General features: G+C 58.4%; 35 protein-coding genes. All 35 read left to right on the top strand.

Features of this window, described 5'->3' with window-relative positions:
* The first annotated feature begins 9 nt into the window (after positions 1–9).
* The 35 genes from FQ746_RS01580 (at position 10) to FQ746_RS01410 (ending at position 24,629) form a co-directional block, all read left to right on the top strand.
* A complete protein-coding gene (locus FQ746_RS01580) occupies positions 10–3,042 on the top strand; it encodes a hypothetical protein (protein ID WP_144106890.1) in 3,033 nt (1,010 codons plus the stop codon).
* 45 nt (positions 3,043–3,087) lie between these two features.
* The gene (locus FQ746_RS01575; RefSeq protein WP_186310596.1) at positions 3,088–3,792 is read left to right on the top strand and encodes a tail fiber domain-containing protein; all 705 of its coding nucleotides are present in this window, start codon (positions 3,088–3,090) and stop codon (positions 3,790–3,792) included.
* A gap of 8 nt (positions 3,793–3,800) precedes the next feature.
* A complete protein-coding gene (locus tag FQ746_RS01570; RefSeq protein WP_144106886.1) occupies positions 3,801–4,985 on the top strand; it encodes a hypothetical protein in 1,185 nt (394 codons plus the stop codon).
* Positions 4,986–5,024: 39 nt separating this feature from the next.
* On the top strand, positions 5,025–5,903 hold the full coding sequence (locus FQ746_RS01565; protein ID WP_144106884.1) for a hypothetical protein: 879 nt from the start codon (positions 5,025–5,027) through the stop codon (positions 5,901–5,903).
* 77 nt (positions 5,904–5,980) lie between these two features.
* Positions 5,981–6,271 carry a hypothetical protein gene (locus FQ746_RS01560; protein ID WP_144106882.1) on the top strand — a complete coding sequence of 97 codons (291 nt, stop codon included), beginning with the start codon at positions 5,981–5,983 and terminating at the stop codon, positions 6,269–6,271.
* Positions 6,271–6,663, top strand: a complete 393-nt coding sequence (locus FQ746_RS01555) for a hypothetical protein (protein WP_144106880.1) — start codon at positions 6,271–6,273, stop codon at positions 6,661–6,663. The genes FQ746_RS01560 and FQ746_RS01555 overlap by 1 nt, the downstream gene beginning before the upstream one ends.
* 75 nt (positions 6,664–6,738) lie before the next feature.
* Positions 6,739–7,611: a hypothetical protein gene (locus FQ746_RS01550; RefSeq protein ID WP_144106878.1), complete on the top strand. Its 873-nt coding sequence runs from the start codon at positions 6,739–6,741 to the stop codon at positions 7,609–7,611.
* Between the two features lie 102 nt (positions 7,612–7,713).
* Complete coding sequence (locus tag FQ746_RS01545) at positions 7,714–8,436, top strand: hypothetical protein (RefSeq protein WP_144106877.1); 723 nt, start codon at positions 7,714–7,716, stop codon at positions 8,434–8,436.
* Positions 8,437–8,596: 160 nt separating this feature from the next.
* Positions 8,597–8,959 (top strand): hypothetical protein, encoded by a 363-nt coding sequence (locus FQ746_RS01540; protein ID WP_144106875.1) that lies wholly within the window; start codon positions 8,597–8,599, stop codon positions 8,957–8,959.
* A gap of 53 nt (positions 8,960–9,012) precedes the next feature.
* Entirely contained in the window at positions 9,013–9,264 is a 252-nt protein-coding gene (locus tag FQ746_RS01535) for a hypothetical protein (RefSeq protein WP_144106873.1), read from the top strand.
* 175 nt (positions 9,265–9,439) lie between these two features.
* Complete coding sequence (locus FQ746_RS01530; protein ID WP_144106871.1) at positions 9,440–9,973, top strand: hypothetical protein; 534 nt, start codon at positions 9,440–9,442, stop codon at positions 9,971–9,973.
* A gap of 20 nt (positions 9,974–9,993) precedes the next feature.
* Positions 9,994–10,401 (top strand): hypothetical protein, encoded by a 408-nt coding sequence (locus tag FQ746_RS01525; protein WP_144106869.1) that lies wholly within the window; start codon positions 9,994–9,996, stop codon positions 10,399–10,401.
* Positions 10,402–10,950 (top strand): hypothetical protein, encoded by a 549-nt coding sequence (locus FQ746_RS01520; protein ID WP_144106867.1) that lies wholly within the window; start codon positions 10,402–10,404, stop codon positions 10,948–10,950.
* Between the two features lie 80 nt (positions 10,951–11,030).
* Positions 11,031–11,468, top strand: a complete 438-nt coding sequence (locus FQ746_RS01515) for a hypothetical protein (protein ID WP_144106865.1) — start codon at positions 11,031–11,033, stop codon at positions 11,466–11,468.
* Between the two features lie 18 nt (positions 11,469–11,486).
* Complete coding sequence (locus FQ746_RS01510; protein WP_144106863.1) at positions 11,487–11,699, top strand: hypothetical protein; 213 nt, start codon at positions 11,487–11,489, stop codon at positions 11,697–11,699.
* Positions 11,696–12,877 carry a hypothetical protein gene (locus FQ746_RS01505; RefSeq protein WP_144106861.1) on the top strand — a complete coding sequence of 394 codons (1,182 nt, stop codon included), beginning with the start codon at positions 11,696–11,698 and terminating at the stop codon, positions 12,875–12,877. Before FQ746_RS01510 ends, FQ746_RS01505 begins: the two co-directional genes overlap by 4 nt.
* 212 nt (positions 12,878–13,089) lie before the next feature.
* The gene (locus tag FQ746_RS01500; RefSeq protein WP_144106859.1) at positions 13,090–13,659 is read left to right on the top strand and encodes a hypothetical protein; all 570 of its coding nucleotides are present in this window, start codon (positions 13,090–13,092) and stop codon (positions 13,657–13,659) included.
* A 229-nt stretch (positions 13,660–13,888) separates the two neighbouring features.
* Positions 13,889–14,476 carry a dCTP deaminase gene (gene dcd / locus FQ746_RS01495; protein ID WP_409932347.1) on the top strand — a complete coding sequence of 196 codons (588 nt, stop codon included), beginning with the start codon at positions 13,889–13,891 and terminating at the stop codon, positions 14,474–14,476.
* An 18-nt stretch (positions 14,477–14,494) separates the two neighbouring features.
* Positions 14,495–15,268: a hypothetical protein gene (locus FQ746_RS01490; RefSeq protein WP_144106857.1), complete on the top strand. Its 774-nt coding sequence runs from the start codon at positions 14,495–14,497 to the stop codon at positions 15,266–15,268.
* A gap of 71 nt (positions 15,269–15,339) precedes the next feature.
* Positions 15,340–15,654: a hypothetical protein gene (locus FQ746_RS01485; protein WP_144106855.1), complete on the top strand. Its 315-nt coding sequence runs from the start codon at positions 15,340–15,342 to the stop codon at positions 15,652–15,654.
* A gap of 6 nt (positions 15,655–15,660) precedes the next feature.
* A complete protein-coding gene (locus FQ746_RS01480; RefSeq protein WP_144106854.1) occupies positions 15,661–16,188 on the top strand; it encodes a hypothetical protein in 528 nt (175 codons plus the stop codon).
* Positions 16,189–16,209: 21 nt separating this feature from the next.
* Complete coding sequence (locus FQ746_RS01475; protein WP_144106852.1) at positions 16,210–16,638, top strand: hypothetical protein; 429 nt, start codon at positions 16,210–16,212, stop codon at positions 16,636–16,638.
* A gap of 68 nt (positions 16,639–16,706) precedes the next feature.
* Positions 16,707–17,393: a hypothetical protein gene (locus FQ746_RS01470; protein WP_144106850.1), complete on the top strand. Its 687-nt coding sequence runs from the start codon at positions 16,707–16,709 to the stop codon at positions 17,391–17,393.
* A 12-nt stretch (positions 17,394–17,405) separates the two neighbouring features.
* Entirely contained in the window at positions 17,406–17,798 is a 393-nt protein-coding gene (locus FQ746_RS01465) for a hypothetical protein (protein ID WP_144106848.1), read from the top strand.
* 37 nt (positions 17,799–17,835) lie between these two features.
* On the top strand, positions 17,836–18,663 hold the full coding sequence (gene prs / locus FQ746_RS01460) for a ribose-phosphate diphosphokinase (RefSeq protein WP_144106846.1): 828 nt from the start codon (positions 17,836–17,838) through the stop codon (positions 18,661–18,663).
* A gap of 28 nt (positions 18,664–18,691) precedes the next feature.
* Entirely contained in the window at positions 18,692–20,425 is a 1,734-nt protein-coding gene (locus tag FQ746_RS01455) for a nicotinate phosphoribosyltransferase (RefSeq protein WP_144106844.1), read from the top strand.
* A 171-nt stretch (positions 20,426–20,596) separates the two neighbouring features.
* A complete protein-coding gene (locus FQ746_RS01450) occupies positions 20,597–21,496 on the top strand; it encodes a hypothetical protein (RefSeq protein ID WP_144106842.1) in 900 nt (299 codons plus the stop codon).
* The gene (locus tag FQ746_RS01445; protein WP_144106840.1) at positions 21,493–21,732 is read left to right on the top strand and encodes a hypothetical protein; all 240 of its coding nucleotides are present in this window, start codon (positions 21,493–21,495) and stop codon (positions 21,730–21,732) included. Before FQ746_RS01450 ends, FQ746_RS01445 begins: the two co-directional genes overlap by 4 nt.
* A complete protein-coding gene (locus FQ746_RS01440; RefSeq protein ID WP_144106838.1) occupies positions 21,729–22,082 on the top strand; it encodes a hypothetical protein in 354 nt (117 codons plus the stop codon). The genes FQ746_RS01445 and FQ746_RS01440 overlap by 4 nt, the downstream gene beginning before the upstream one ends.
* Positions 22,083–22,155: 73 nt before the next feature.
* Positions 22,156–22,566 (top strand): hypothetical protein, encoded by a 411-nt coding sequence (locus tag FQ746_RS01435; RefSeq protein WP_144106836.1) that lies wholly within the window; start codon positions 22,156–22,158, stop codon positions 22,564–22,566.
* Complete coding sequence (locus FQ746_RS01430; protein WP_144106834.1) at positions 22,553–22,843, top strand: hypothetical protein; 291 nt, start codon at positions 22,553–22,555, stop codon at positions 22,841–22,843. Before FQ746_RS01435 ends, FQ746_RS01430 begins: the two co-directional genes overlap by 14 nt.
* Positions 22,844–22,845: 2 nt before the next feature.
* Entirely contained in the window at positions 22,846–23,274 is a 429-nt protein-coding gene (locus FQ746_RS01425; protein ID WP_144106832.1) for a hypothetical protein, read from the top strand.
* Between the two features lie 79 nt (positions 23,275–23,353).
* Positions 23,354–23,716, top strand: coding sequence for a hypothetical protein (locus tag FQ746_RS01420; protein WP_144106830.1), 363 nt, complete (start codon positions 23,354–23,356; stop codon positions 23,714–23,716).
* 21 nt (positions 23,717–23,737) lie between these two features.
* Positions 23,738–24,001, top strand: coding sequence for a hypothetical protein (locus FQ746_RS01415; RefSeq protein WP_144106828.1), 264 nt, complete (start codon positions 23,738–23,740; stop codon positions 23,999–24,001).
* Between the two features lie 94 nt (positions 24,002–24,095).
* Complete coding sequence (locus FQ746_RS01410; RefSeq protein WP_144106826.1) at positions 24,096–24,629, top strand: hypothetical protein; 534 nt, start codon at positions 24,096–24,098, stop codon at positions 24,627–24,629.
* Positions 24,630–24,633 lie beyond the last annotated feature (4 nt).

Raw genomic sequence — 24,633 nt, 5'->3', positions numbered from 1 at the left:
AATGCATTGGTGGCAGTCAATGCTGCCGAGGTCTCGATGTCGGCCTTGGTGCTGAGCCTCGGGACCATGTGGCTGGGCAATCAGACGAGTGACCCGACGGTCGACCTGAACAACGATCCACTCGTCAACGGCGCGGCCTATCTGAATATCGCTTCAAGCCCGAATGTCCTTCGCATCTACCTGAACGTGGCTTGGGAGGACTACAACGGTACTGCGGCGCAGCAGATAGCCAATGCGTCGCTGGCTGCAGCGCTTGCGGCAGCTTCCCAGGCCGCGGCAGCCAAAAGTGCGACCGCAGCAGCGAACGCGCAAGCCATCGCGACGGTCAGTGAGGCCGCGGCTGCGGCGTCGGCCGCCGCGGCGCTGACGGATGCAGAGAATGCGCTCGCGTCGTCCACAGCGGCTGCGCAAAGTCAAAGTGATGCTGCGACGCAAGCGACGAGTGCCGAGGCGAGCGCGGCGAGCGCCGAAGCGTGGGCAGTCGATACATCGGGCGATGTGGGCAGCACCGGCAAGAGTTCGGCTTACCTCTATGCGACCAATGCCGGGTCGTCGGCTGATGCGGCGAACAACGCCGCGCTTGCCTCCGCTGAATCGGCCACACAAGCGTCCGCGTCGGCTTCTGATGCCGCTGCCTCCGTGGCAACCATTGCGGCTGAGGCAACCACGGTGAGCACCCTGGTCGCGAATGCGGGTACGGCAGCCAGTAGCGCTTCCAGCTCGGCATCGCAGGCGCGCGCCGCGCAACGCGCAGCAGGCGGCGCCGCATCGACCGCTTCCACGGCAGCGGGACAGGCGGGGATGTATGCCTCCAATGCCGGGAACAGTGCCTCGAGTGCAGCTGCGTCAGCAACGGATGCCGATAGCAGCGCCAGTCAGGCAGGCAGTTACGCGTCGCAGGCGGAAGGCTATATCGCGACGGTGACGACCTTGGTTGGACAAGCGACGGATGCGGTGTCCACCGCACAAGCGTGGTCGGCACAGCTATCAGGAACCGTGGATGGCGTGAGTTACTCGGCGCTTTACTACGCCGGGGAGGCTGCAACAAACGCAACTAACGCCGCAGCGTCGGCGGCTGATGCGGTGGTGTCGGTGAACGACGCCGCGATGAGCGCCGCGGATGCAGCGGCGTCTGTCGTTACCGCGCAGGCGTGGGCGAATCAGGAAACCGGGACCGTCGACGGAAGTAACTACTCGGCGAAGTACTGGGCCGAAAACGCCGCTACGCAAGTGGTCTACGCTACGGCGAGTGTCGCCAGTGCGCAGAGCGCGGCAGTGTTGTCCGAGGCATGGGCAGCCCAAGAAACCGGCGTGGTGAACGGCACGGGCTACGGCTCGGCCATGCAGTACGCCGTGCAGGCATCCAATTCCGCGAGCGCGGCAGCAAGCTCCGAGACGGGTGCCGCGACAAGTGCCGCGACCGCCGCCACGTCGGAGGCTAATGCCTCTTCCAGCGCCATGACCGCAGCCGCCGCGGCGGCGTCAATCAACAGCGCCATCGCAGCACTGGGTCCACTGTGGCTCGGTCCTTACGCTGTTGCACCAACGACGGATAACGACGGCAACGCCTTGGTGTCGGGTGCCCAGTACGAGGACACCAGCCAATCGCCCGCAGTCGTCATGACGTGGGATGGTACGGTCTGGAATGCCCCAAGCGCAGCGGATAGTAGCGCGTCTGCGAACGTCACCTTGGCGGCGACCCAATCGGCAGCCTCTGCTGGCGCTGCCGCTGAATATGCCTCACAAGCACAAACGAGCACGGTCGTAGCAGCAAACGCTGCCTCGCAAGCTGGTGCGGCCGCTGTGGATGCGAGCAGCTACGCCGCAAACGCGAAGAGCTATGCGACCTCCTCGACGGGTGCCGCCTCTCGTGCCAGTGCATCGGCCACAGCCGCTGCTAATTCCGCTACTGCTGCGGCAACATCCGTCACGCAGGCAACGTCGCAGGTAACGAATGCGCAAAGCGCGGTCACCCTCGCGCTGGCATGGGCGTCGCAGGCGACAGGCTTCGTCAGTAACAGTGGTCTCTACTCGGCGCGCTATTACGCCGGTGCGTCTGCGACGAGCGCGGTGCAGGCAGCGTCATCAGCAAGTGATGCGGCCACGAGTGCCGCGGCTGCTGCGTCTTCGGTCGATGAGGCTGCGGAATTGGTCACGGGGCAAACCGGATCGGCGACCTATTTTGCCGCACAGGCGTCGGATTCCGCCATGGCTGCCTCCGCATCGGCAACGAGTGCCGCGGCGAGTTCCACGTCAGCATCGAGTGCAGCGAGTAACGCAGCAACGGCTTCCGCGCAGGCCAGTGCCACGCTGAGTAGCGTGACGACGCAAGCGAGCGCTGCACAAACAGCTGCGTCCAATGCATCGAGCAGTGCTGCCGAAGCCAGCACCTCGGCGTCCAATGCAGAGGCAGAGGCGAGCACGGCCGCCTCCCAGGCAAGTGTTGCTACCAGCCAGGCGGGTGTTGCGTCGGCTTCAGCCTCAGCGGCACAGGCGTCGGAAGCCTCCGCGAGTGTACAGGCCCAGGCAGCAGCAGCGTCCGCGACTGCCGCAGCAGAGAGCGTCGCAGCGTCGTTGATGAATGCGCGCATCACCTGCTGTGTGAATGGTGAGCCGACCCTTTCGCAACCGGTCGTCTATCCGTTCACGGAAACCTGCACCTTTCCCGGCAACTTCGCGGATTCGGTCGCGATGGCCGAGTTTGCCTCCGGCACCAGCGCCACGGTGAACGTGGTCGCCTACAACGAGGCGAATCCAACGGGCGTGCAGGTTGGCACGATCGTGTTCACCGCGAGCGATAGCGGTGGCTTTTCAAGCGGTGCCTTCAGCACGACGGATGAGAGTGTCGCCTTTGATGCGAGTGACGCCCTCGCCTTCCAGTTTGCCTCGACGAACCTGTCCCAGTTTGCTGTCCAGTTGCGAGGCTCTTACGGCTCGCAGACAGCATCGCTCGCTCGTCACATGCGGGCAGTCAAACGGGCGCAGCGCCTGAAGGCCTCGCAGGCAACCAGCACGCAGTCGGAGGTCTGGTTTGGTTCGTGATTCTGTCCCAACGCTTTTGATTCACTGTATGGATTCGACATGGTAATGAGTGTTCAGGACGCGCTCTCGCGCCTCATCGGACTTTTTGGTCCTCAGGCGAGCTGGGATCCCACCAAGCTCTATGGCAATTTGATGGTGTCGCCGGCCGGTAACGTTGTTATCGGCACGACGACCGACGCAGGGACCAGCTACAAATTTCAAGTCACTGGCAACAGCTTAATAAACGGTGGCTTGTACGTCGCCTCCAGTACGTTCGCTGCCAATCTCGCGGCGTACTATGCGTTCACCTCCGGCGGTGAGGGTAGTTCCGGACCCTACCCCGCGGCTTCGGTATCGGGTCTGGGGGTCTATTGCCCTACAACCCGGGTCGTCAGTCTAGAGTTCGACGCCATCTCCGACCGTCGCGCGAAGCGCGATATCAAAGAGATGTCAGACTCGGCATGTCTCGACTTCGTGGAACGAGCCAAGAGCTACGAGTACAGATGGAAGCACCTGCCCGAGGGTGCTGTGCGCTTTGGTTTCATGGCGCAGGACATCGCCAAGTTGGGATTTCCCAACCTCCTCAAGCTCACTCCGGATGAGGGGCTCGAAGCCACCATCGACGAAGACGGCTTTGAAAGTCCGAAAGACATTCGGTTCGCCGTCGAATACGATCAGGTCATCCCCATTCACACGTCTGTGCTCAGGCAATTACTGGCTCGCGTGTGTGCGCTTGAGAGCCAGGTAGCCGCTCTCGCCGGGGGGAACTGATCATGGTAATGAGTGTGCAGGATGCGCTCTCGCGCGTCATCGGCCTATTTGGCCCCCAGGCCACGTGGGACCCGACCAAGCTGTATGGCAACCTCACGGTGTCTCCTAACGGAAACATCTTGATCGGTACCTCGACCGACGATGGTATCAACAAGCTGCAAGTCAATGGGACGACACGTCTGGGAGGGAGTGGACTGATTCTCCCGGACGGCAGCCAGCAATACAGTGGCGCCGCGGGAAAGAACAAGGCGATCAATGGAGACTGTCGGGTCCAGCAATACGCGGCTAGCGTCGCGTTCGCCAGTAATTCCGGCACGGCTTACGGCGGCGTTGATCGGTTCCTCGCAGGCAACGTTGGGGCAACCGGGGGTGCTTTTACCCAGGCAGCGGGCACGATCGTATTCGGCAGTGTGAGCTACCCCGCAGTTGTCCAGACAGTGACCACTCCGCCCACAGTACTTTCGGGAACGAACTATCTCACCGGCATAAACCATTACATCGAGGGATTCAACTCCTACGAGGTACAGGGCGGCGTCATATCTGTGCGGTTCCTGTTCAGCGCGAAAGTGGCCGGGATTTACTCGTTCACGCTATGTGACTATGCCGGTAAGTACTCATACGTCACGACGTTTTCGGCTGTCGCGGGTGCCCAGCAGATCATGCTGCAAAACCTCCCTATACCCGCAACGCTGGGGCTAGGCGCGAACGCCACGACGGCGCTTTGCGTGATCATTGGTTTCGTCAACCTTGGTTCCTATCTGACCACCACGCTGAATGCATGGCAGACGGGTATTTATCGGTGCGCGTCCAACGCGACGAACTGGACAGCAGTGGCTGGGAACTTTATCGCCCTATCGGACCTGCAAGTTGAGGCTGGGCCGGTCTGCACGCCAGTGGAGCGAAAGATCTATTCCGATGCGCTATTGGACTGTCAGCGGTACTACGAGGTGGTCTACACGCTTATCGAATACGGCTACGCAAACGCTGGCAACGTCTTTGGCTTCACCTTCCCATTCAAGGTTATGAAACGGATTGCGCCAGTCTTCAAGTCAGGGACTTTTGCAACGAGCAATTGCTCTGCATCCGTGGTGACTACCACGATCGATGCATTTCAGGTCAATCCCACCATCACGGCAACCGGGCCGTTCGGGTTCACGGGCGCGACGGCCTTCGCATTCAGCGCGGAGCTCTGAGCGTTTTAACGAGAGTCGTCTCAACATCGTAGGTGCGACATGGGCATGAGCGTACAGGGCGCGCTTGCGCGCCTCGTGGATTTGTTTGGCCCCCAGGCAAGCTGGGACCCAACCAAGTTGTATGGGAACTTGATGGTCTCTCCCGCGGGGAACATCTTGGTGGGAGCGACCACCGATGCGGGAAATGGCAAGTTCCAGGTCACTGGATCGTCTTTCTTTTCGCAGCGACCGATGTTCGGTCTTGGGGTCCCGTGGGATTCACTCAACCTCCCGTCCGTCAATGGTCGGCTGATCAAGATCACGCCTGTCGCGGCGTCTGAAGTCTTCACCTTTCAGGCACTGACCACGCAATACATCTCGCTCATTCAAGGCGGCGGTGGCGGTGGTGGCGGCGTAGTCGCAACGAGCTCCTCTTCGGTGGCGGCGTCTGGGAATGGCGGGGCGGGCGCGCTTGCGATCGACCTTCGCAGTGTCACCGGGGGCTCCACGATCCAGATTACTGTCGGTGCTGCGGGTACTGCGGGCGCGGTCGGTGATACGGGTGGCACAGGCGGAACCAGCAGTGTGGGTAGCGCTTCTGCAACGGGTGGGACCGGTGGCGGGGGCGGTCCAGGTGCGTCAAGTGGAGGCACCAATATAGGTACTGCTGTCGGGGGAAATGCGACCGGGGGCGCCCTGTTGAATATCCCCGGTAATTCAGCCATTCCAAATAACTACTCGGAAGCCAACTTCGCGCAGTTCTCCGTGGCCGCCAATTCGATGTTTGGTGCGGGCGCGCAATCTGTACTCAATGGGAACGGTGCGCCCGGTCGAGGCTATGGCTCAGGCGGTGGCGGGGTCATTTCGGGTGGGAGCCAACCTGGCTATACGGGTGGCGTGGCTGCCCCTGGCATCGTGCTCATGATCGAGCTGTCTTGATGCGATTGCCGTTTTTTACCCTCCCCCGTCATGATGTGGACAAGCACGCATGGTTTGTCCGAATCGTCGATTAACCAATGAGAACGATCATGATAAAGCCTTTCTTGCGTCGTCTGTTTCAACAGTTCCTTTTGCCCATCACAGGCCCTGCCGGCCGTCAGATTGATTACGAGCAGTATCAGGCCTGGCGCAAAACGGTCAACATGCGTCCGCGCACCAACCTCGGAAAAGTCGGCGAGCGTCTGGGCGAAGAGTTTTGCAAGCACTTCGGTATCCGCGACAGCCAGCTTTCCAGCACGGATAACCGCACTAATGCCGAAACGCGGATCCTCACGCGGTACGTGAAGGCGCGCTACGAGGTCATCTGATGCAGCCCGATACGCTCGTCCTCGACATACGGGGAGCGCTGTCCCTGATCCACGACGTGACTCGCGCGCAGGATGTCTCAGACCACGACTACATCGACCAGCTCATCGAGGGCGTGATGGATTGCCTCATGGACCGGACGATGGCGATCTCCAGCCTCATGACGTTCGCGGATGCGCAGCGATATCGGCATGCCAAGTGGTACGACGCGGGCACCGCCCAAACACTCGCCGATGGCGTCATGGCGTTTGGGCACGAACTCGTTAGCCAGTTCGAGCAGTTCGGTGTCTATCGCGAGGGCCTCGTCGATTACACCTTCATGAGTCGCGATCGGCTACGCACCCTGTACCTCACCCGGATCATGACGCGTGCAGAGGCGGAACGACGATCCTAGAAAAAGATGGACACATATGACGATTGTGAGCCTACCCCTAGTGCTCTCCATCTAATCAATCAAGGAAAGAACAAAATGAAGAAGCATCAATTCGCTATCGCTGCCTTCGTCGCTCTCGCATTCGCAACGGGCGCCCATGCCCAAGTCAACCCGGCTGCCATTTCGGTAACCGGCCTGAAGATCAGCTCCAGTGTGTCGGGTTCGGCCAACATCGTGAACGGCGGCAGCAGCGAGTCCAGCTCGATCAACACGCAAACGGCAGCTGCTAACGTCGCCGCTGTGACGACGACCAATGTCAACGCGGCGACCGCGGGCATCACGGGCTCCGTCACGACGACGGGCACGGGTGACGCATGGAACTACTCGACCGGTACGGGCACGGGCACGGCCAACTCGAACGGTTCCTCTCAGGCTGCGCTGGCGGGTGGTGTCAATGTCGCAAGCGTCGGGCTGCAAGGTCTGCAGTCCCTTGGCGTCTCGGGCGACGTGTCGGGTGCGGGTGGTGTCTCGGTTCAGACCGCGGATTCCGTCAACGCGCTGACGAACCAAGGCGCCACGGTGAACAGCGGCTCGTCGGGCTCGCTGGGTGTCTCGGTTTCCGCCACGACTGGCTCGGGTGCGCTGTCCGTTGGCAACAACGACAACAGCAGCCAAACCAACTCGGAAACGCTGACTTCGTCGACCTCGGGTGATGTCGCTGTGTCCGGTTCCTCGGGCACGATCAACCTGACCACGGGGACCGACGCCAATGGCAACCCGGTGACCACGACACTGGCCCCGGCACTGTCGAACACCAGCGGCAACGGCAACTACAGCGCCTCCGCATCGGGCGGTGCTGCAGTCGCGGCAATCGGCGGTACGTCGACGGGCGTTGCACAAGCCGTGATTCCGGTCGCCGGCCAAGCCGTGTCGTCGAACGTGCTGGGTACGGTCGGCTCGAACTTCTAAGCCAACCACAAGCAGGACAAACATAAGGGAATGCGGAGCGCCTTTCGGGACGCTTCGCATTCCTCTTTATTCCGTTTTCATCCAATTATTTCAATAGACAACATGAAAAAGCCATTCGCAACAGTTGTACTCTTTATCGGCGCGTTGCTCACCAGCAGCCTCGCCTTCGCGCAAACATCTGGGACCGGCACGGGCACAGGCACCGCGAGCGCGGGCGCCAGCGGCGGTCAGGTAGTCTACGCACCGAACGAGACCAGCACGTCGACGGTGAAGTACGCCGCCTCGAGCGCCATTCCGGCCGGACTGGTCGCAGGCCTCGCTACCTGCATGGGCTCATCCTCGTCGGCGCTTTCTGCCCACGTCGTCAGCATCTCCATCGGCTCGACGTGGAAGGACGAAGACTGCCAAGCCGCCAACTTTTCACAACTCCTCTACGCGCATGGACAGCCGAAGGCCGCCATTGGGGTTATGTGTTCAAGACCCGTGATTCGCTATGCGATCGCTACGACCGGTGGTATTGCATACGCCCGTAAGGATGGTGTCGTGGTCTACCGTCCGTGCCCAATGTCGGAAGCCGATTGGCACAAGGCTGGTGAGCCTCTGCTCGATCCGATCTCGGGTCAGCCGTACAGCGCGGCAGAACTGGATCCCCCAGTGAAGGTGGTGGCACCCGTGAACACGGTCGGCGCACTCACCGATCAGCAACAGGAGGCGCTTCTCAAGAATCTGTCGCCGGAACAAAAGGCCCAGCTCTCGACAATGGCGCATATCCAGTCGGTGGAAACCGAAGCCCAGAACATCAGGGCGGGGACGGCCACGCAGTAAGGCGACGTTAATCACATCGGAAAGTACGGGGGAGACCCTGTCCTTCCTGATGTGATTTTTTTTTTGTGGGCGGGGCAATTCGTATGCTATCTGAGGCAAGATTGCACCCCGTCTTGGACCTATATTACTTCTTAGGTAATGGATCACGTAGGAGCTCAACATGCCAGAGAGTATTTGCAAGCGCATTTACAAAACGAAAGATTGTGAAAGAGAACTGACCGATGGCGGTGTCGACGACAGTGGCATCTGCTGCAACTGCTGGTATCCCAGCATCCTCGACGATCAGAAGCGCTATCGCGACCTGCTCGAGGAAGGGTACAGTCGCTACCAGGCTGCGGTGATGTCGGGTCTGACCGATCCGCATGAGGCCTCGGAGAACCGGGTTCATCGATTGGGCACGACCCCTCAGGCGGCAGTAACCCAGGACGACGACGATCCTGAAGAGGAATTGCAGGACCAGTTGACGAGCGACATCTTGGACAGGATGGACGACGACGACATGCCAGAAGACGAGCAGATGTAATTCACGCCACCTCTAAAGGAAGACGGGTCCAAGAAATCCGTCCCGACACCATCATGACAGCAGCAAACCGATACAGCATGCACGTCGCGGTACGTGTGATCACGGGTGCCCGCACGCTGGTCCGTGAACCCGCCTTCGAATTCGAATCACTCGAGGAAGATCCGGATGAAGTCGTGAAAGACGGCAAGCGACAGTTCCAGAACAAGTTCAGCGAGCGGCTGAAGAAGGATAAACAACTCGCCGAGCGGATGCGTCAAATGCCCTATAGCGTGCGCGTGCAGCGCTGCACGCGCATCGGCGCCTAAGGGACAGCCAACGTAATGGTCGCAGGCGCAGTCGCGCCTGCTTTTATGCCGTCAGCTCACGGTGGAGAGTTTTTACTGCGCTCCCCTATCCTCTTAGCCAGATCATCAGAAGTTTTTAGGAGGATACGACAAACGGTATGAGACGACCCTGATGCGTCCAATACCGGAACCCACCATGACTACCGACTACCAGCCCGAACCTTTCCCGGGCAGCCAGTACAACGAGATCAATCCGATCCTGCAGGCGATTCTCGCCGACATCCAGAGCCGAAACATCAAGGAACTGGACCCTAAGCTCACCATCCCCACCGACATCAATCCCGGCGGTGCCTATGCCCTCTCTATCTACGAGCGCGGCGTGCACATGACGCTGCATCGCCTCGATGACACGGGACAGCTCGAACTCTGGTTCGGCACAGGGGGCGAGCAATGGGGTCCCGTGCGATGGTTCGGTGACATGGTTGCGCCGAGTGATCAAACGGCCCTGCTCTCACTATTCGCGGTGATGTGGCTTTCGTTGACACTGGATGTGCTGGATCTGCATGCGTGGAACCTCAAGCACTTCAACACCTACTATCCCGATGTTGTCGGCAAGGAGGAATACCGCGATATCCTTCGCGTGCTGTGTCTTCGCGTGCTCAGGATCCCCGAGTTCTCGTTTGAAGACGGTGTGAATGTGACAACCGACTCTGACGAGTCCGAGCTTTAACCCTCCTGCAGGGCTCGCCTATGCCAGCAGAGGAAACTCAGAACCACCCCGAAACGCTCATTGTTGATTTCAGTGAGCGCGCCAAAATGTTCGAAGAGAAGATCCGGCCCTTCGAACCTTTCATCAATTCAGATCTCAGTAGCGCGATCGATTTCGTCACCACCAACATCTTCGCCCGTTCATGGGCTGAGGGTGGCTTGAGCGAGGCGATCTACGACATGGTCGACCACATGATCGAAGGGGACGTCTGCAAGCAGAAGACCGCTGAGCAGTTCGGCGACATCCTCATGGAGCTGGGCTGTGAAGTGGTGGAGCAGTTCGATGAGATGGGACTCTACGACCATAACGACGAGTTCCCTTATACCTTCGAGCGATTCCTCTCACCGACCAGCCGCACGGCGGTCTTTCGTCTACTGGAATTTGAATGAGTGGAGGTCACTACCCGTTACGCGCAGTACATCACAAATCAAAACGTTTTAGTCGGTCGCCTTATGTCCGAAGAGAAAACCCCCGCCCGCGGACCCGATAGCATCGTCGTGGATCTTGCAGAGTGCGTGCACGCCTATGAAAAGACGGTAAAACCCCTGGCCCGTCATTTGAGACGCCCAGACGCCGGATACATGGTCGAACATATTAGCCAGAATCTGTACGCACGTGACACCTGTCAGGACGAGCTTGCGGAAATCACTTTATCCATTCGCAACAATATCGAAGAGCAAGGCAACGAGAAAGCCGCGCTTTGCTTCTCGACCGCAGCCGACCGTCTTGGGGAAGCCCTGATTGAGAAGTTCGGTCAGCACGGCATGTATGCCCCGGATGGCAGCCTCGAGTATTACTTTGCTGGGTTTCTTGGCGCTGAAGGTAATGCCGCAGTGTTCAGGAACTTAGTGAACGAACGCGAGCGCGAACGATTGCGCCCGAGCATGATCCTCGTCATGGAAGAACTCGAAATCGATCTCGAGAATCCGGACGATTAACAAAAACCACCTTACCGGCATAGACCAGGCGGGCTTCGGCCAGCCTGGTCCTTATGCTGTCTCTCCCATTCGGCGGAACTATGTCTCATCGTGCTGTGCTGGCTGATCCTCCCGAGACAGTCGTTCTCGATCTGGGCCGGCCTATGCAGACTTTTGCAAAAACAATCAAATCGATCGCCCACATCGTTGAAGCGGACCCCGTCGACATGGTTTCGTTTCTCACGAAACGATTTACCGTGCGCGGCAACGCTGCTGACGAAATGGAAGACGCCGCGACATTCCTTTTCGACAGTGCCAAGGAAACCGGCAACGAGCGTGCTGCTCACTGTCTGTCGGTGGCCGCCTCGCGTCTCGGGATGGAGATGGCTCGCCAGATAGAACAGTACGGTTTTTACTCAAGGGACGGATTCTTTGACTACTACTTCGCGGGACTCGCAACGGAAGGTGCTGCGATCTTCAAACGCCGTCGTTCGTTGGGTTTCGATCGAACGTCAGGGGAGGATGTCCGGGACGATTGATCAACCAGGAGAAGGAACATGCGCAGCAAGGCCGTAAGGATACGCATTCGAACCAACCGCCTGCGGCGTGTATCGCGTCGCAGGATCGAGGTGAAAGGTCTCTACGTCCACGAGGCGGATCTGGGCGTGACAGCTCTCTGCGACAACCACCTCGGGGGATTTAGCATTCCGCTTGAGGCGCGATTGAAGGCCGAGATGCAATTGATCGATAACGCACTCTGGGGACGATGATGCTGAGCAAGGCAGTGAAACAACGCATCAGGCAAAACAAACGCCGCAAGGTCCGCATGCGGACCGCGTCCGGTCGACGCGAAGAAAGAGAGCTTCAAAGGGTTTTGCGACTCCAGCGCACCATCATGAACACCCTCGAACTGCAGACCAGAGGAGTTCTGATGGCGGGCACGAAGCCGTTCAGGATGGTTCTGGAAGACTCGGCGCAGCGGACACGGGATTTCATTCTTCCGCTTATCGAGCACCTGGTCCCGGATGACATCAAGTTGCCAACGGGACTTCCGGAAATAGCGAAGGGTGGCTTTCGTCGTGGGGAGTTGACGCCGATAACCGTTCCGCTTCTTCCAAGTCGGAACCGGGTGTCGTTTTTGAGCACCCTCATGTGGGAACAGCCGACGCTACTCGTCAATCTGGAAGGCCACCGCAGCGATAGGTTCATCGATCTGTATGGCCAGCCGGATTACAACCCACGGTACACCGGCGCGGAACTATCGGAACGCTTCCTGAAGTTTGGACCCGGTGATGGCCCGATGAGAGTACTGAGTCAGGATAACTTCGAACGTGATCCGCTGACGGGCTGCTTCGACATCGTCGATCACAAGTCTCAAGAAGACATTGTTGGCGACATCCGGGACTTCGTGACGCGGTGTCAGGCCGATAGCGACTATTGGAACACCATGTCGGAAGGCGAGCAGGATCGTCTTCATGCAGTTCTCGTAGAGCGCGTTGCGAATATCCCGAAGGAATACCCACCGGGGTCACACGGTTACGCCATGTGTTTCCACGAGATCACAGGCAGATGGAACGCGCGCTTCCCGGATCGAGTCATTCAGCCTGCTGAAGCGGCTCCTCTCGAAAACCTGAGTCCGGCGGAGCGCTTCTTCCAGCGCGGCATCATCAGCTACGCCTCGATCGGCAAGTGGTATCTCGCCAGCAAGAACTGGACGGGCTTCGTGATCGAGTGTCCGACCGGCGGCGATCGCGATGTCATCGGTGGACTGTTGCGCACGAGTTGCGTCATCGATGGCGTGGAGCGTGACGTAGTAGCGGTCGAGCTACCGGCGACTAGGATTCTGCACGAGGGTATGAAGATCGGCTTGATGGTTGAGGGCAACTTCTGCGACAAGGATAACAACAATGCTGAACAGAAAAACGAGAGACCGAATCAAATGGAATAAAGATCGTCGGATTATCAGGTGGCGCTACAAGCACTACCGGCAGCACTACACGAAATTGAGACAGTGGGCAGCCAACCGACAACCTCAAGATGTAGGAATTCCGCCCCGCACGCAGCTCACGGAACATCCTTTAAACGTCGTCGCATACCCCGCCGGCGGCATCACTCGCGCACAGTACGAGCGCTTCTTCCCTCCCACGACCTGACGCACCTATGGACTACATCGCCTACCTGCAACATTCCAAAGACTTTGCGTGGGGATGCCTCGTTACGGGTGTCCTCATGCTGTTTTTGATGTTCTACGCCGCCGCTCTAAGGGCCCATAACCTGCTTCTGAGTTATCAGGCAGGCAGATCGACCAAGATCGGCAAGCACTTCTATTACCTCGTTCGGGGCGAGGACTACGTGAAGATGCGAATGGCCGTAGCGCGGATTGTCGCTACTCCAGAATTTACACAACCTGTTGAAGAAGCGATTCCTTTTGTCCTCCACACCGAATCGAACGTGCCGGGCTGGACCGACTACTACTCAGAGTTCAAGGGCTCGCCCTGCCGTGGAACCGACATTCGCGCTGCAAAGTTCTACTGGAGCGAAACGGATGCTGAGGCGGATCAGGAGAAACTCCGGGACCTCTACTCACTCACCGTCCAGAGGGACATCTACATCGATCGGATCGATGACCTGGACATGGATGACCTCGCGTACAAGATGCTGATGGACAGGGCGCACAGCCAACGAACTGCAACCAATAACCAACTAACCGAGCAAGAACATGAGCATTAAGAGTGATGGCTGGATCAAGCGGATGTGTCGGGCCCCGGAAGGCATCGTTGCCATGGGTAATGGGCATATTCTCTTGAACAAGGACGACGCAGGCCAATGGGTCATCCGTGAGAACGGCTTCCCCGTACAAAACGCGACAGCGACACCCATCAGGAAATTGACGCAGGCCGAGCAAGATCAATGGATGAAAGAGGTCGGTCCCATGATCGTGCCCTTCCATGGTGAGCAGGTGCGGGAAAAATGGCACCTCTCGTCGACTGATCCCGACAAGACGCCGGAGGAAGTGAGGGCTGAGCAGGATGCAGATCCGTTCAACTTCGAGATGAAGTCCTACCGTTGGACAACCCCGGTCATCTCCTACGGAACCTCCAGCTACGGCTACGACGTTCGGTGCGCCAATGAGTTCAAGATTTTCACCAATGTGAACTCCACGGTGATCGACCCGAAGAACTTTGATGACAAGTGCTTCGTCGACTTCAAAGGGGATGCCTGCATCATCCCGCCAAATTCATTCGCACTCGCCCGCACAGTCGAGCGCTTCAAGATCCCGCGCAATGTGCTGACAGTCTGCTTGGGCAAGTCGACCTATGCCCGCTGCGGAATTATCGTCAACGTGACGCCCTTTGAGCCGGAATGGGAAGGCTACGTGACGCTCGAATTTAGCAACACGACCCCGCTACCGGCAAAGATATATGCGAATGAGGGCGTTGCGCAGATCTTGTTCTTCCAGTCGGATGAACCGTGCGAAGTGTCCTACAAGGACCGGGGCGGCAAGTACATGGGGCAAGCCCCTGCTCCTATCGTGCCGAAGGTCTGATCAAAGGAGAAGCTGACTATGGAATTGGGAAACGAGCTATTTGGTCATTCGCGTGGCCAACACGAGGTTGATCGCGACACGTACACACCGCTCTTTACCGCGCTCCTTGACGTAATGGGTCAGGACAGCTACGGCGAGAAGTTTGACAACGCGGTGTTTTCAATCCGTCCGTATTGCTGGTGCGATAAACCACTCTGCCCCCAGTGCGGCTTAGGCACAGAGAAGAACTTTGTCTTCCGCCCGATTGCCTTCGAGTTGAGTTGGTACAAGTACCCCCTTCGGGACGCGTACACGAACATTCCCTTGACGCAAGCCATTCTTCGCAACGTCATTGGGATGTCGATCGAGAGCTTGGCGACAGTCCGTGAAGGTGAGTCCAAAGAAGCGTGGATCAGTGCAGTGAAAACCATGCACAACGATCGGCTCAAGGAATTCATGAAGAGCCGCGCGAAGCACAATCCCTCGGAGGTGGTTTCCAATCTGGTGGGTGCGCGCGAGAAGTTCGAACGCAATGCGACGGCGGGTGCGCATGGCAACACACTGCGCTCCGCGCTGGTCGATGCCGACGGCAAGCCGATGGCGTTCAAATCTTCGCAGACGCCTCCTAAGTCAGCTGGTGGACCTGCTGGGAGGCCGAGCACGACGAAGCGTCTCGTACTTGCGCCAAAGCTTGAGCAAGCCACACCCCAGCCGACGACGCTACGAGACCTGATCAGTGGTGCCGTGGAGCAGCGCGGCGTGAGTCGTGCAGCGGCGTTCGGGCGCCAGAAGTCAGGAGATAAGAAGAAGTGATTGATCGCGCTGGCGTTGCTCGCTCGACGCCAAGCGCACTTCCCATCCACTCTGTCCATCGGAGGTGTGAAATGGCTGACGCTCCCCCGTCTTACGACGAGTTCAACCGCCGTTTCGAGAAGCTCAAGTTCAAGAGCCAGGTGGCGCTGCGCATCCCAGCGAAACCGCGCCGCGTCAACAGCGCCGCACTGGCGAACGCAAAGGCCGAGCTCGCATTCCTCAAACACATTGTAGCGGCCATACAAGACGCTGGGGCCGCCCGCCAGAAGATCACTCATCAGACGCATTGTCTCAGTGACGATGAGTTGCGGATGATTCAGGACCTACAGACGAAGATCCCTGGTGCGGAGGCCAAGATTCGCCGCATTCAGGTTATTGGAAGATAACGATACATGGCACGACCACAATTCTACCAACAGCAAAAGAAAGCCCCGCCGAAACTCCCTTCGATCTTTCGACATTCAGCAAACGACGACCTGAAGTTAAAGCTGATTCCACATCAACATCTGCAAGCGATCTTCGATCGGCGCGGGACGAAGGCGGAGTTCGCGTCTGTCGCCTTTCGCGTGATCGTGGGTGCGTGTCTCGCGGTGTATGCGGACGATCAAGAAACGCTCGATGTCGTCTACAAAGCAGCGATCGACAGTCTCATCGCGGTGGGCGAGCGCTACCAGCGTGTCGAGACCTTTGGTCTGAATGGCGACGAGATGCGCCAGCTGAAAGATGCGCTCAATCTCACCGACGAAGTCCAGGAACTGACGACCCGACGCCAGCAGGTCGACATGTATAAGGCCGCCTACCAGTTTGTGGGGAGTTTCGAAGGCACGATGCGCAATCTGCGTCAGGTGCAGCAGAACTACCGGGAGCGCGATGAAGCAAAAAGAAGAGAGACGACCGCGGCCGCCCAACAAGCCAGCTAGGCATCACCAACGAGGAACATCATGGATATCGTGAAAGAAATCGCTATTGGCGAAGAGGCGAATCATTTCATCAAAGAGCATGTCATGTCGACGGTGTTCGCCGATGACTTCCGGAACTTCGTCGCGGAGAGTCTCGCGGACTTGCAGGTCATGGGTCGCACGAACTGGCCGGTCACCTTCTCCGTAGTGGAAGTGAAAGACCTTGAACTGATCGACGGACCGACAGTGCGAGCGTGGCGGATGCGCCTCGTCGGGGTCCCGGCCATCGAAGGGGAATTGACGGAAGAAAAGGTCGATGAGATCGCTGAAGTCATGGCGGTGTACCAGTGCTACATCGAACTGGATCACGACGCCCGCCCGATTACTTACATCAAGGTGGTCAAGAACAGCGAGATCCAGAAGAGCCACGACGAGACGAAGAAGCTGCTGGCACGGTTCATGGCGACCTGAACGCATCAGACCCAAAACACACGTCGCGAGCATGCGCGACGAGAACAAACCAAAACAAGGAACGCGTCGTGAAATATCTAGTTGCAGTCATCGAAGGTAAGGAGACGATCTTCGTCTTCCCACGTAGCGTGGACCACGACCGCATGGCTGAGGCGCTGCAAGCCATCCGCTTTGGCTCGGAGCGCAACTGGCGGCGGGAACTTCACGAAGAAGGCAGTGTGATCTCAGCGGGCTTCGTCGAGAACGCTACCTGCTTTGGTCGAAGCGAAACCTTGGGGCTCGACTCCCGGGGCGCGCTGGACACGGCACTGTTGAAGGCGAATGTACCCGCGAAGTCCGTTCCTGAGCCCACGCTTTCCATAGAGGCCGAACGGGTGGATGGCGAAGCGGCGCAGCGGAGCAAGGCCGACGACCTCTACGGGACGGTTGGAAAGATCTGGGCGAGTTCTTCGCTCGCGTACTGTCGCTCCGAAGCCCATCGGGCGCTGATGCGGCACCGCTCGCCCTCGTTGGTATCGCCAGACTACGACACGTCAGCCCAGCCCGGATCACCGGACTTCGATGGTGCAGAGGCCTACCAGGCCCATCTGGAAGCGACGACAAGTATGCCAGCGCATGAAGACCTGCCCCTCACGCAAGCGGATGACGTGAACGCGGTCATTCGGCTGCTTCGACGCTACGTCAAGAAGGGCTGGAGTCCGCAGCTGCACAAGGAAGCACAGAGCTTCTTGGGCAAACATGAACTCCTGAAGTAGTAGGTCTTGCTCATGACAAAAGCCACACAAGCGTTCGTTCCGATTGCCCGTGTTGCAAAGGGCGAGGCGAGCATGGAGGACGGCACGTACCCGGACGCTGAAGTCCAGACCCTTGATCACATTGAGTGGGATTGGGAGAACTGTCCGGACGGCATGCTGCTCTTCGGTGCATTCGATCTGCCCCCGATCGAAACCGAATTGAAGGTGAGCGACGCGGACGGTCTGAAGCGTGTTGATTTTCTTGATGTTGCGGAGCGCTCGGCGCGGCTTCAGGAAGCCAGTTCCGCAATGGAGCAACATGTCTGGCTCGGACTGGACGAAGGACGCCGGATGCTTCTTGACCGGCAGACGGTCGCGCAGCTCTTACCCCACCTCCACAAGTTCGTTGCGACTGGCGAACTGTGACAAACAACCAACCAAAGCAAGCAAGGAATAGAACAAGATGATCAAACTGACTGGCCTGACGATGTTCGGTCGTGACCCGGTGGCTCTCCCCCACACGGCGCTTCGATTCCCCGGGGGTGAAATTCACGTGACGCTTGGTGAGCATGTATCCGCCATGAAGGGGGATCGATTGTGCGAATTCGACATTACTGCGCATCTCCCGAATGCGGACGCCTTCATGGAGCTGCTGATGGTGACCGACGCGCTACGGCGCAGCTACCCCGGATCGCCGCTGAATCTCCACATGCCGTACGTGCCCTACGCACGTCAGGACCGGGTGAACAACCCGGGTGAGTCGCACAGCAGTAAAGTGTTCTGCAGTCTCATCAATGCGCAGAACTACAACAGCGTGACGATTCAGGAACCGCACAGCGACGTGACTACAGCGCTGCTTGATCGCGTCGTGGTGCAAGATCCTCTCCCGGCGATCGCGCGCGTGGTGACGCAGGTGGTAGCACACTCCGGTCAGGCTCCTGTCCTGATCTCTCCCGACGCCGGGGCTCGCAAGCGTACGTTGAAAATCGCGAAAGCTCTGAACTTGGAGGTGATTTACGCCGACAAGGTGCGCGACACCAAGACCGGCGCGATCACCGGTACGGAAGTGCAAGGCATCGTCCCGGATGCACCGCTGCTCGTGATCGACGACATCTGCGACGGAGGCCGCACTTTCATCGAACTTGGCAAAGTCCTTCCCGGCGCGAGCTACCTGTACCTGTACGTCACCCACGGCATATTCAGCAAAGGTCTGGATGACCTTCTGGTGCATTTCGACGGTATCTTTAGTTCAAATAACTGGATCGACGACCCCCGCTGTCTCACGGTCTAAACGAACCTCAAAACAAGGAAAAGAAACTATGCAAGACTATCAGGACCACGAAGGGAACGTCGACGAAACCCGAGTTCCAAACAATCTGGTGCCGTTCAATCTGGCGGACTTCTACAAGACTGGTCATCCCTCGATGTACCCCGCTGAGACGACCAAGCTCGTCGCGAACTTCACGCCCCGGAGCGCCAAGTATGCGCCGGTGCTGAAGGAGTTCTTCGACAATAAGGTCGTCTGGTTTGGCCTCCAGGGGTGGATCAAGGAATACCTGATCCGCCTGTTCAGCGACGAGTTCTTTGCTGCGGGGTCAAAAGCACGCGCCGTCCAGAAGTACAAGCGCCGCATGGATACGTCCCTGGGCAAGGGCGTTGTGACGGGCAAGAATCTGGAGGATCTCTACGATCTGGGCTATCTACCACTCGAAATTCGAGCACTGGCAGAAGGCACCCGCGTGGACATCAAGGTGCCTCCGATCCTCTTCATCAGCACGCACCCGGATTTCGTCTGGCTCGCGACCTACTTCGAGACGCTCTTCAGTTGCGAGAACTGGAAGCCGTCGACGGTGGCCACGATCGCCTTCGAGTTCCGCAAGCTGTTGACGTACTTCGCCAAGATGACGGCCTCACCGGAAGAGTTCGTTGACTTTCAGGGGCATGACTTCTCGATGCGGGGGATGAGCGGTGTACATGACGCAATGCGTTGTGGCGCGGGGCACCTGCTCTCCTTCGCAGGCACGGACACGATTCCGGCGATAGATTATCTCGAAGACTTCTACAACGCCGACGCGGAAACCGAGCTGATCGGTGCATCGGTCCCGGCTACGGAACACAGCGTGATGACGCTTCGGATCTTGCTCAAGCTTGCGCAACTGGGCGAGCCGGGTGAATACGCGCACGCTGACGCTGTCGCATTGCGTCGTCGTGAGGCCGAGAAGGAAGTCATTCGTGAGTTGATCACGGTGGACTATCCCACCGGCATCATCTCAATCGTAGCCGATTCCTTTGACTACTGGAACACCATCACTGTGGCGGCCCGGGAATTGAAGGACGAGATTCTCGCTCGCGCAACAAACGAACTGGGACAGGCGAAGGTGGTCTTCCGTCCGGATTCGGGCGATCCCGTGAAGATTCTGACCGGCTACTTCGATGATGAAGTTGTCTGCTGGGCGTCCACCGGCAAGCCGTGTCTCATGGGTGGCAAGTACCGTGTAAAAGCAACTGGCGAGATGATTACCGAAGCTGAGCTCAAAGGCTCTGTTGAGTGCCTGTGGGATATCTTCGGTGGCACCGAAACATCGATTGGATATCGTGTTCTGGACTCGCACGTCGGGTTGATCTACGGCGATGGCATCACGCTCAAGCGCGCGGTACAGATCATGCAGCGCTTGATGCGTCGCGGATTTGCATCTTGCAACGTCGTGCTCGGGATCGGTTCGTACACGTACAACATGCTCTCGCGGGACACCTTCGGCTGGGCGATGAAGGCGATCTACGCGGAGGTGGGCGACGTGCAAGTGGCGATTTACAAGGACCCCGCAACGGACGACGGCACGAAGAAGTCGGCCAAGGGTCTGCTACGGGTGGAAAAGGAAGGTGGTCGCTATGTGTTGCACGAGGAGCAGACGCTCGAGCAGTTCGAAGGCGGTGAGCTGAAGCCGATCTACCGTAATGGCACCCTCCTGAATCAAGCGTCGGTCGCTGAAATGCGTGCTCGCCTGCGCGCATCGTGGATCTGCCCGGAACCGGGTACGGTTGTGTTCGAGTAATCGCGAGCCTCGCGCTAGATGACTCCCGGGCTTCGGCCCGGGGGTTCTCAAGCGCTTTTCTTTTTTGGCTCTGAAAGGAATCTGGGACATATATCACGTCCCTGAACCTCCCAGCGAACCAACCGGTTGTCTGGAACAAATAGCATCCACCAATTCTAACTAACCACCGCCATGACCTGCATCGTCTATACCGAAAACCGCCTCTACGCAGACTCCCGTATCGTCAAGGGAACCGAGCTTTTCGACTCGCTGAGCAAGATCAAACGCATCCATCCCGCGATGGAGATCACGAGTAGCATCAAGGGCTTTGAGATCCAGGACCGCATCCTGGGTTTCGCGGGCACGGGTGGTCAGCCCGCCATGGAAGCCTTTGTTACGAAGCTGCGCAAAGTCGAAGCGGACAAGAACCAGAGCTTCGAAACCGTGTTCGAGTTCTACCAGATGGTCGCCGAGCAAGCGCTTGTGGTGGAGACGGGCAACATCTTCGAGTTGCTGATGATCGGGGAGCGCTTCAACCATCAGTTCGCGATGCGACCGGATGGCTTTCAGTACACAAAGGTGGAGAAAGACGTCTCGCTCGCTTACGGGTCCGGCGCCAAGCTCTTCACGAAGTTCGTTGCCGAGCACGGCGATCCGATACGCGCCATGTACGAGACGTTCCGCGTTGACCCGCACTCCGGCGGCATGATCGACGTTTGGGAATTCGACGCCGGCGACGAGCACACGATGCCGTCGTTCAATCGCGTGGGCATGGCCGAGGGCATTCCGTCAAAGTCGGTCGGTCGGTTTCTCTCAGCGCTTCCTCGAAAACTTCTGCCCCTGACCTATGTGCGCAAAAGTGCGCTAGACCGTGTCGTGGCGGTCTCTGCCGAAGACAACGCCGAGTATGTCCGCCAGCTCGACGAACGCGAAGCTAAAGAGAGCGAGCTGAAAGCGACGATCAAGGAACTGCGCAAAAAGCTGGCCGCGGAGCGCAGGAAGAACAGCAGCACGGCCGTCGTGACGTCTGGCGCCACCGGTCTAATCAGTCTGCCGCCAGGCGATTCCTTCCCTCCCCCGGATAAAACATGAAAGCTCTCGGGCGAATCCTTCTCACGGTCACGATCGTGCTGATCGTGCTCAAGTCCTTTGACCAGCTTCACTGGTCGTGGTGGACGGTGCTATCGCCAGTCTGGGTGGTGGTGGCGCTCTTCATCGCGGTCGTCGCCGTGGCTGCTATCGCATTACTGGGGATCTGGGTGATAGACAGGCCTGACCCCAACGCATCGATTCCAACACCCACCTTCACACAGGGAGAACAACCATGAACATCGTCGTCGCCTATTTGCAGAAAGTCCTCGTCAAGCAGGACGTGGCAGCCGTTGCCGAGAAGCTGGAACTCAGCGTCGATGAGCTGCAAGCCTTTATCGATACCGGCCTGATCAAGGGGAACATGATCAAGGCCGTGTTCGCAAAGCAACTGGAAGCGGCCGTACCGGACATCGATGCGAGCGAGCTGCTCGCTTACCAGCTCGTCGAGGCGACGAAGACCGCCTCGGTTGGCCATCTGGCCTCGGACGTCACTTCCATCGCATCGCCGGCGGGGACCCAATTCCCGTCGCAAACGCCCGCTACACCGTGGTGCGCTGAAGACGATACGGCGGTTCATTCGTTCTAAGTCGCGCGAGTGAGCGGCATAACGGGCAGCCTTCGGGCTGCCTTTTTATTTCCAAAGACCTACGAGACGCCTCATGAGTGACGTAACAGTTCCCCTGAACACGCGATTCGCCGTGACTTTCACTGCCCTCCAGGACGTGTTGCTGGCACTGAACGGTCCCGGTCACTACATCCGCGAGCTGCAAGTGACACGAAGCCTGCACGGGCTCGGCGTCACGGTCAACCCGATCGAGCAGCTCGTTGAACAGTTCGAGATGCACCGCAAGGCCCATAGCGAGTTCGCCCAGCACTGCGTACGCGACGAACGCTTTGACGCCCAGATCGAAGCGAGCATGAGTGACCTTGAGACACTCGAAATGGCGAGCTTGGTGGAGCGACTGGTCCTCAGCCAGGAAATCGCGACGAAGTGCCTTGACGAATTTGCACGTAGCGAAAAGGTCGCTGAAGCAAGCCAGAAGGAGACAGCTACACATGAGCCTACCTAAAGGCGTCCGGCGGCACTCGGCCAAAGTCATCATGACCGACGAGGTTGTTGTCGATCACCTCGAATTCAAGATGTGCGAGCGCATGCTGAAGGATGCCCGCTTTGAGGTGACCACGTTCGTCAATCGCTCAGCTGCAGTGCAATTGGGTGGCGGACGCATCAGTCCGGTCGACGGCTTTGTGATCCATGTCGAAGGCATGCCGCGGGCATTGGTTGGCTACCGCGCGCTCTTTCGCTGGATCGATTCGCTGGGGCTTTTCCCGCTGACGGAGATTTGAAGGTGGACGGCAAACTTTACTACGCCATCTCGGTGGTCTTTCCCGATGGTCAGGAAGGCTGGCTCAATCCGGATATGGTCAAGATCCATCCGTTCGGTGAGTACGGCAATGGTGAACGCATCTACAAGGTGCAGGAGATGCATCTCGCCGTGGGCGCGATGGTGCGCTTGCGCGATGCCCGCTTCGAAGGCACTGGCGGTCGGCAGCTTGACGCCACGTGGCTCACCCGAAAGATCGCGCTCATCGGCACGATTGCGAGGAACAACGCCCGTGGCTTTTCCGTGACGATACGCCGCGGCGTGAAGCTGCGGCTCTGGAAAGTCATGATCAGTACCACCGCCGGTGTCGTGCTCAAAGAACGGGTCGCGGAGCGGGACGAGCTGCCTCTGCTCTGGCACGACAACGATCCGTCCCTTCCCCTTCCCGCATAAGCTGGAGGCTATTTTGATCACAGTGCAGCGCTCCTCCCCGAGTCCGCTCACGCAGTACCCCGACACAATCGTGCTGGACATGACCATTCCGATTCGCGACTACACGGAATCGGTCAAGGCATTGGCTGGTGACTTTGATACTGACCCTCACGCGATGCTGAGCTGGCTCGCCTGCTATGTCAGTACCAAGGCAAACGCCGGCGCGGAAATCTGGAACGCGGTAGCCGACATCAGCTACTCCACCTCCGGTGTTCCAGATGACCAGATGGAAATCTTCATGGAGGCCGCCGATGCACTCGGGGGCGCTCTCATTGAAGAGTTCGCTAAGTACGGCGTCTACACCCGTGAGGACGAAACCTTTCCTTACGAGTTTCATGGCGTCATGGGTAAATCCGTGGTCTTTCGACGCTACACCGACAACCGTCGTTTGAACCAACCATAACAACACAAGGGAGTATCACAAATGGAACGCCAACTCGTCCTATCGCCACGCACCGTCAAGACACTCGCCAAGGCACAGTCTGCCCTGGACGAAGCCATGGTCGAGATCAAGCAGAAGAAGCATCTGCTCTCGAAAGAAGAAGTCGAGCAACTGCGTGATCTCTCGCAGAGCGCGCGCAAGCTGCGCGACTTTTACATCCGCAATGCCGACATGCCTGCCCAGCAGCTAGCCGATGCGTTCGATCTCACCCAGTCGCGTATCTCCCAGATCCGCAACCATTACTGAACGCCCCTCCCTGGAGACAGACATGTCGAGAAATCGAAACTTACGACTGGCACTGGGAAACGCGGTATTCAGGCTCCCTTTGCTCCCCGATAACATGAAGCAGCGCCTTGCCAAGCGACTCTATGCCAAGGAAGACGTCGCAGAGCTGGAAAGCTGGGCAGATTCCCTTGGCACGATGTTCAGCCGGCAGCAGCTGATTTTATCGACCTACCAGCTGGCCGCACCAACCTATGCCGAATGGACAACCGACGAGCAGATCGCAAAAATCAAGGGTGGCGAGCTACTGGTTAGCGGTTCGGCCATGATCATGGCGGACTACATGTCGCCGGAACAAGTCGAGGCGTTCTACGCGAAGTACATGGTGTCCGATGCGTTCAATGTGGCGTTCGTTCACTTCTGGTTTCGGCTTGCGTGGCAGGCGAAAGAGTGGGGCTATTTCAAGGACGCGGATACGGTCGAAGAGACCTTGAACGTGGACGGCGAGCAGGAACTCGCCAACCTTTTTGTTCGTGTGCAGCATGAGCTGACCCGTTTCGTGATGGCGACCACGAGCACGTCTATGTCCTACGACGAACTCTTCGCTTCCATGGGTGAATATCTGAAGCACCCGACTTCCGAGCCGGCATAAGGGG

The sequence above is a fragment of the Paraburkholderia sp. BCC1886 genome (assembly GCF_900996245.1).
In the GTDB taxonomy this organism is placed as follows: domain Bacteria; phylum Pseudomonadota; class Gammaproteobacteria; order Burkholderiales; family Burkholderiaceae; genus Paraburkholderia.
This window is presented reverse-complemented; position numbering and strand designations above follow the sequence as displayed.

Bases quoted from the DNA above. Each gene is read 5' to 3' on its own strand.
- FQ746_RS01410 (WP_144106826.1), top strand. From the start codon at position 24,096: ATGAAGCAGCGCCTTGCCAAGCGACTCTATGCCAAGGAAGACGTCGCA.
- FQ746_RS01510 (WP_144106863.1), top strand. From the start codon at position 11,487: ATGCGCAGCAAGGCCGTAAGGATACGCATTCGAACCAACCGCCTGCGG.
- FQ746_RS01505 (WP_144106861.1), top strand. From the start codon at position 11,696: ATGATGCTGAGCAAGGCAGTGAAACAACGCATCAGGCAAAACAAACGC.
- FQ746_RS01420 (WP_144106830.1), top strand. From the start codon at position 23,354: ATGACCATTCCGATTCGCGACTACACGGAATCGGTCAAGGCATTGGCT.
- FQ746_RS01415 (WP_144106828.1), top strand. From the start codon at position 23,738: ATGGAACGCCAACTCGTCCTATCGCCACGCACCGTCAAGACACTCGCC.
- FQ746_RS01570 (WP_144106886.1), top strand. From the start codon at position 3,801: ATGAGTGTGCAGGATGCGCTCTCGCGCGTCATCGGCCTATTTGGCCCC.
- FQ746_RS01525 (WP_144106869.1), top strand. From the start codon at position 9,994: ATGCCAGCAGAGGAAACTCAGAACCACCCCGAAACGCTCATTGTTGAT.
- FQ746_RS01500 (WP_144106859.1), top strand. From the start codon at position 13,090: ATGGACTACATCGCCTACCTGCAACATTCCAAAGACTTTGCGTGGGGA.
- FQ746_RS01445 (WP_144106840.1), top strand. From the start codon at position 21,493: ATGAAAGCTCTCGGGCGAATCCTTCTCACGGTCACGATCGTGCTGATC.
- prs (WP_144106846.1), top strand. From the start codon at position 17,836: ATGATCAAACTGACTGGCCTGACGATGTTCGGTCGTGACCCGGTGGCT.
- FQ746_RS01440 (WP_144106838.1), top strand. From the start codon at position 21,729: ATGAACATCGTCGTCGCCTATTTGCAGAAAGTCCTCGTCAAGCAGGAC.
- FQ746_RS01560 (WP_144106882.1), top strand. From the start codon at position 5,981: ATGAGAACGATCATGATAAAGCCTTTCTTGCGTCGTCTGTTTCAACAG.
- FQ746_RS01430 (WP_144106834.1), top strand. From the start codon at position 22,553: ATGAGCCTACCTAAAGGCGTCCGGCGGCACTCGGCCAAAGTCATCATG.
- FQ746_RS01490 (WP_144106857.1), top strand. From the start codon at position 14,495: ATGGAATTGGGAAACGAGCTATTTGGTCATTCGCGTGGCCAACACGAG.
- FQ746_RS01480 (WP_144106854.1), top strand. From the start codon at position 15,661: ATGGCACGACCACAATTCTACCAACAGCAAAAGAAAGCCCCGCCGAAA.
- FQ746_RS01540 (WP_144106875.1), top strand. From the start codon at position 8,597: ATGCCAGAGAGTATTTGCAAGCGCATTTACAAAACGAAAGATTGTGAA.
- FQ746_RS01535 (WP_144106873.1), top strand. From the start codon at position 9,013: ATGACAGCAGCAAACCGATACAGCATGCACGTCGCGGTACGTGTGATC.
- FQ746_RS01515 (WP_144106865.1), top strand. From the start codon at position 11,031: ATGTCTCATCGTGCTGTGCTGGCTGATCCTCCCGAGACAGTCGTTCTC.
- FQ746_RS01475 (WP_144106852.1), top strand. From the start codon at position 16,210: ATGGATATCGTGAAAGAAATCGCTATTGGCGAAGAGGCGAATCATTTC.
- FQ746_RS01575 (WP_186310596.1), top strand. From the start codon at position 3,088: ATGAGTGTTCAGGACGCGCTCTCGCGCCTCATCGGACTTTTTGGTCCT.
- FQ746_RS01485 (WP_144106855.1), top strand. From the start codon at position 15,340: ATGGCTGACGCTCCCCCGTCTTACGACGAGTTCAACCGCCGTTTCGAG.
- FQ746_RS01545 (WP_144106877.1), top strand. From the start codon at position 7,714: ATGAAAAAGCCATTCGCAACAGTTGTACTCTTTATCGGCGCGTTGCTC.
- FQ746_RS01435 (WP_144106836.1), top strand. From the start codon at position 22,156: ATGAGTGACGTAACAGTTCCCCTGAACACGCGATTCGCCGTGACTTTC.
- FQ746_RS01450 (WP_144106842.1), top strand. From the start codon at position 20,597: ATGACCTGCATCGTCTATACCGAAAACCGCCTCTACGCAGACTCCCGT.
- FQ746_RS01455 (WP_144106844.1), top strand. From the start codon at position 18,692: ATGCAAGACTATCAGGACCACGAAGGGAACGTCGACGAAACCCGAGTT.
- FQ746_RS01465 (WP_144106848.1), top strand. From the start codon at position 17,406: ATGACAAAAGCCACACAAGCGTTCGTTCCGATTGCCCGTGTTGCAAAG.
- FQ746_RS01565 (WP_144106884.1), top strand. From the start codon at position 5,025: ATGGGCATGAGCGTACAGGGCGCGCTTGCGCGCCTCGTGGATTTGTTT.
- FQ746_RS01550 (WP_144106878.1), top strand. From the start codon at position 6,739: ATGAAGAAGCATCAATTCGCTATCGCTGCCTTCGTCGCTCTCGCATTC.
- FQ746_RS01555 (WP_144106880.1), top strand. From the start codon at position 6,271: ATGCAGCCCGATACGCTCGTCCTCGACATACGGGGAGCGCTGTCCCTG.
- FQ746_RS01530 (WP_144106871.1), top strand. From the start codon at position 9,440: ATGACTACCGACTACCAGCCCGAACCTTTCCCGGGCAGCCAGTACAAC.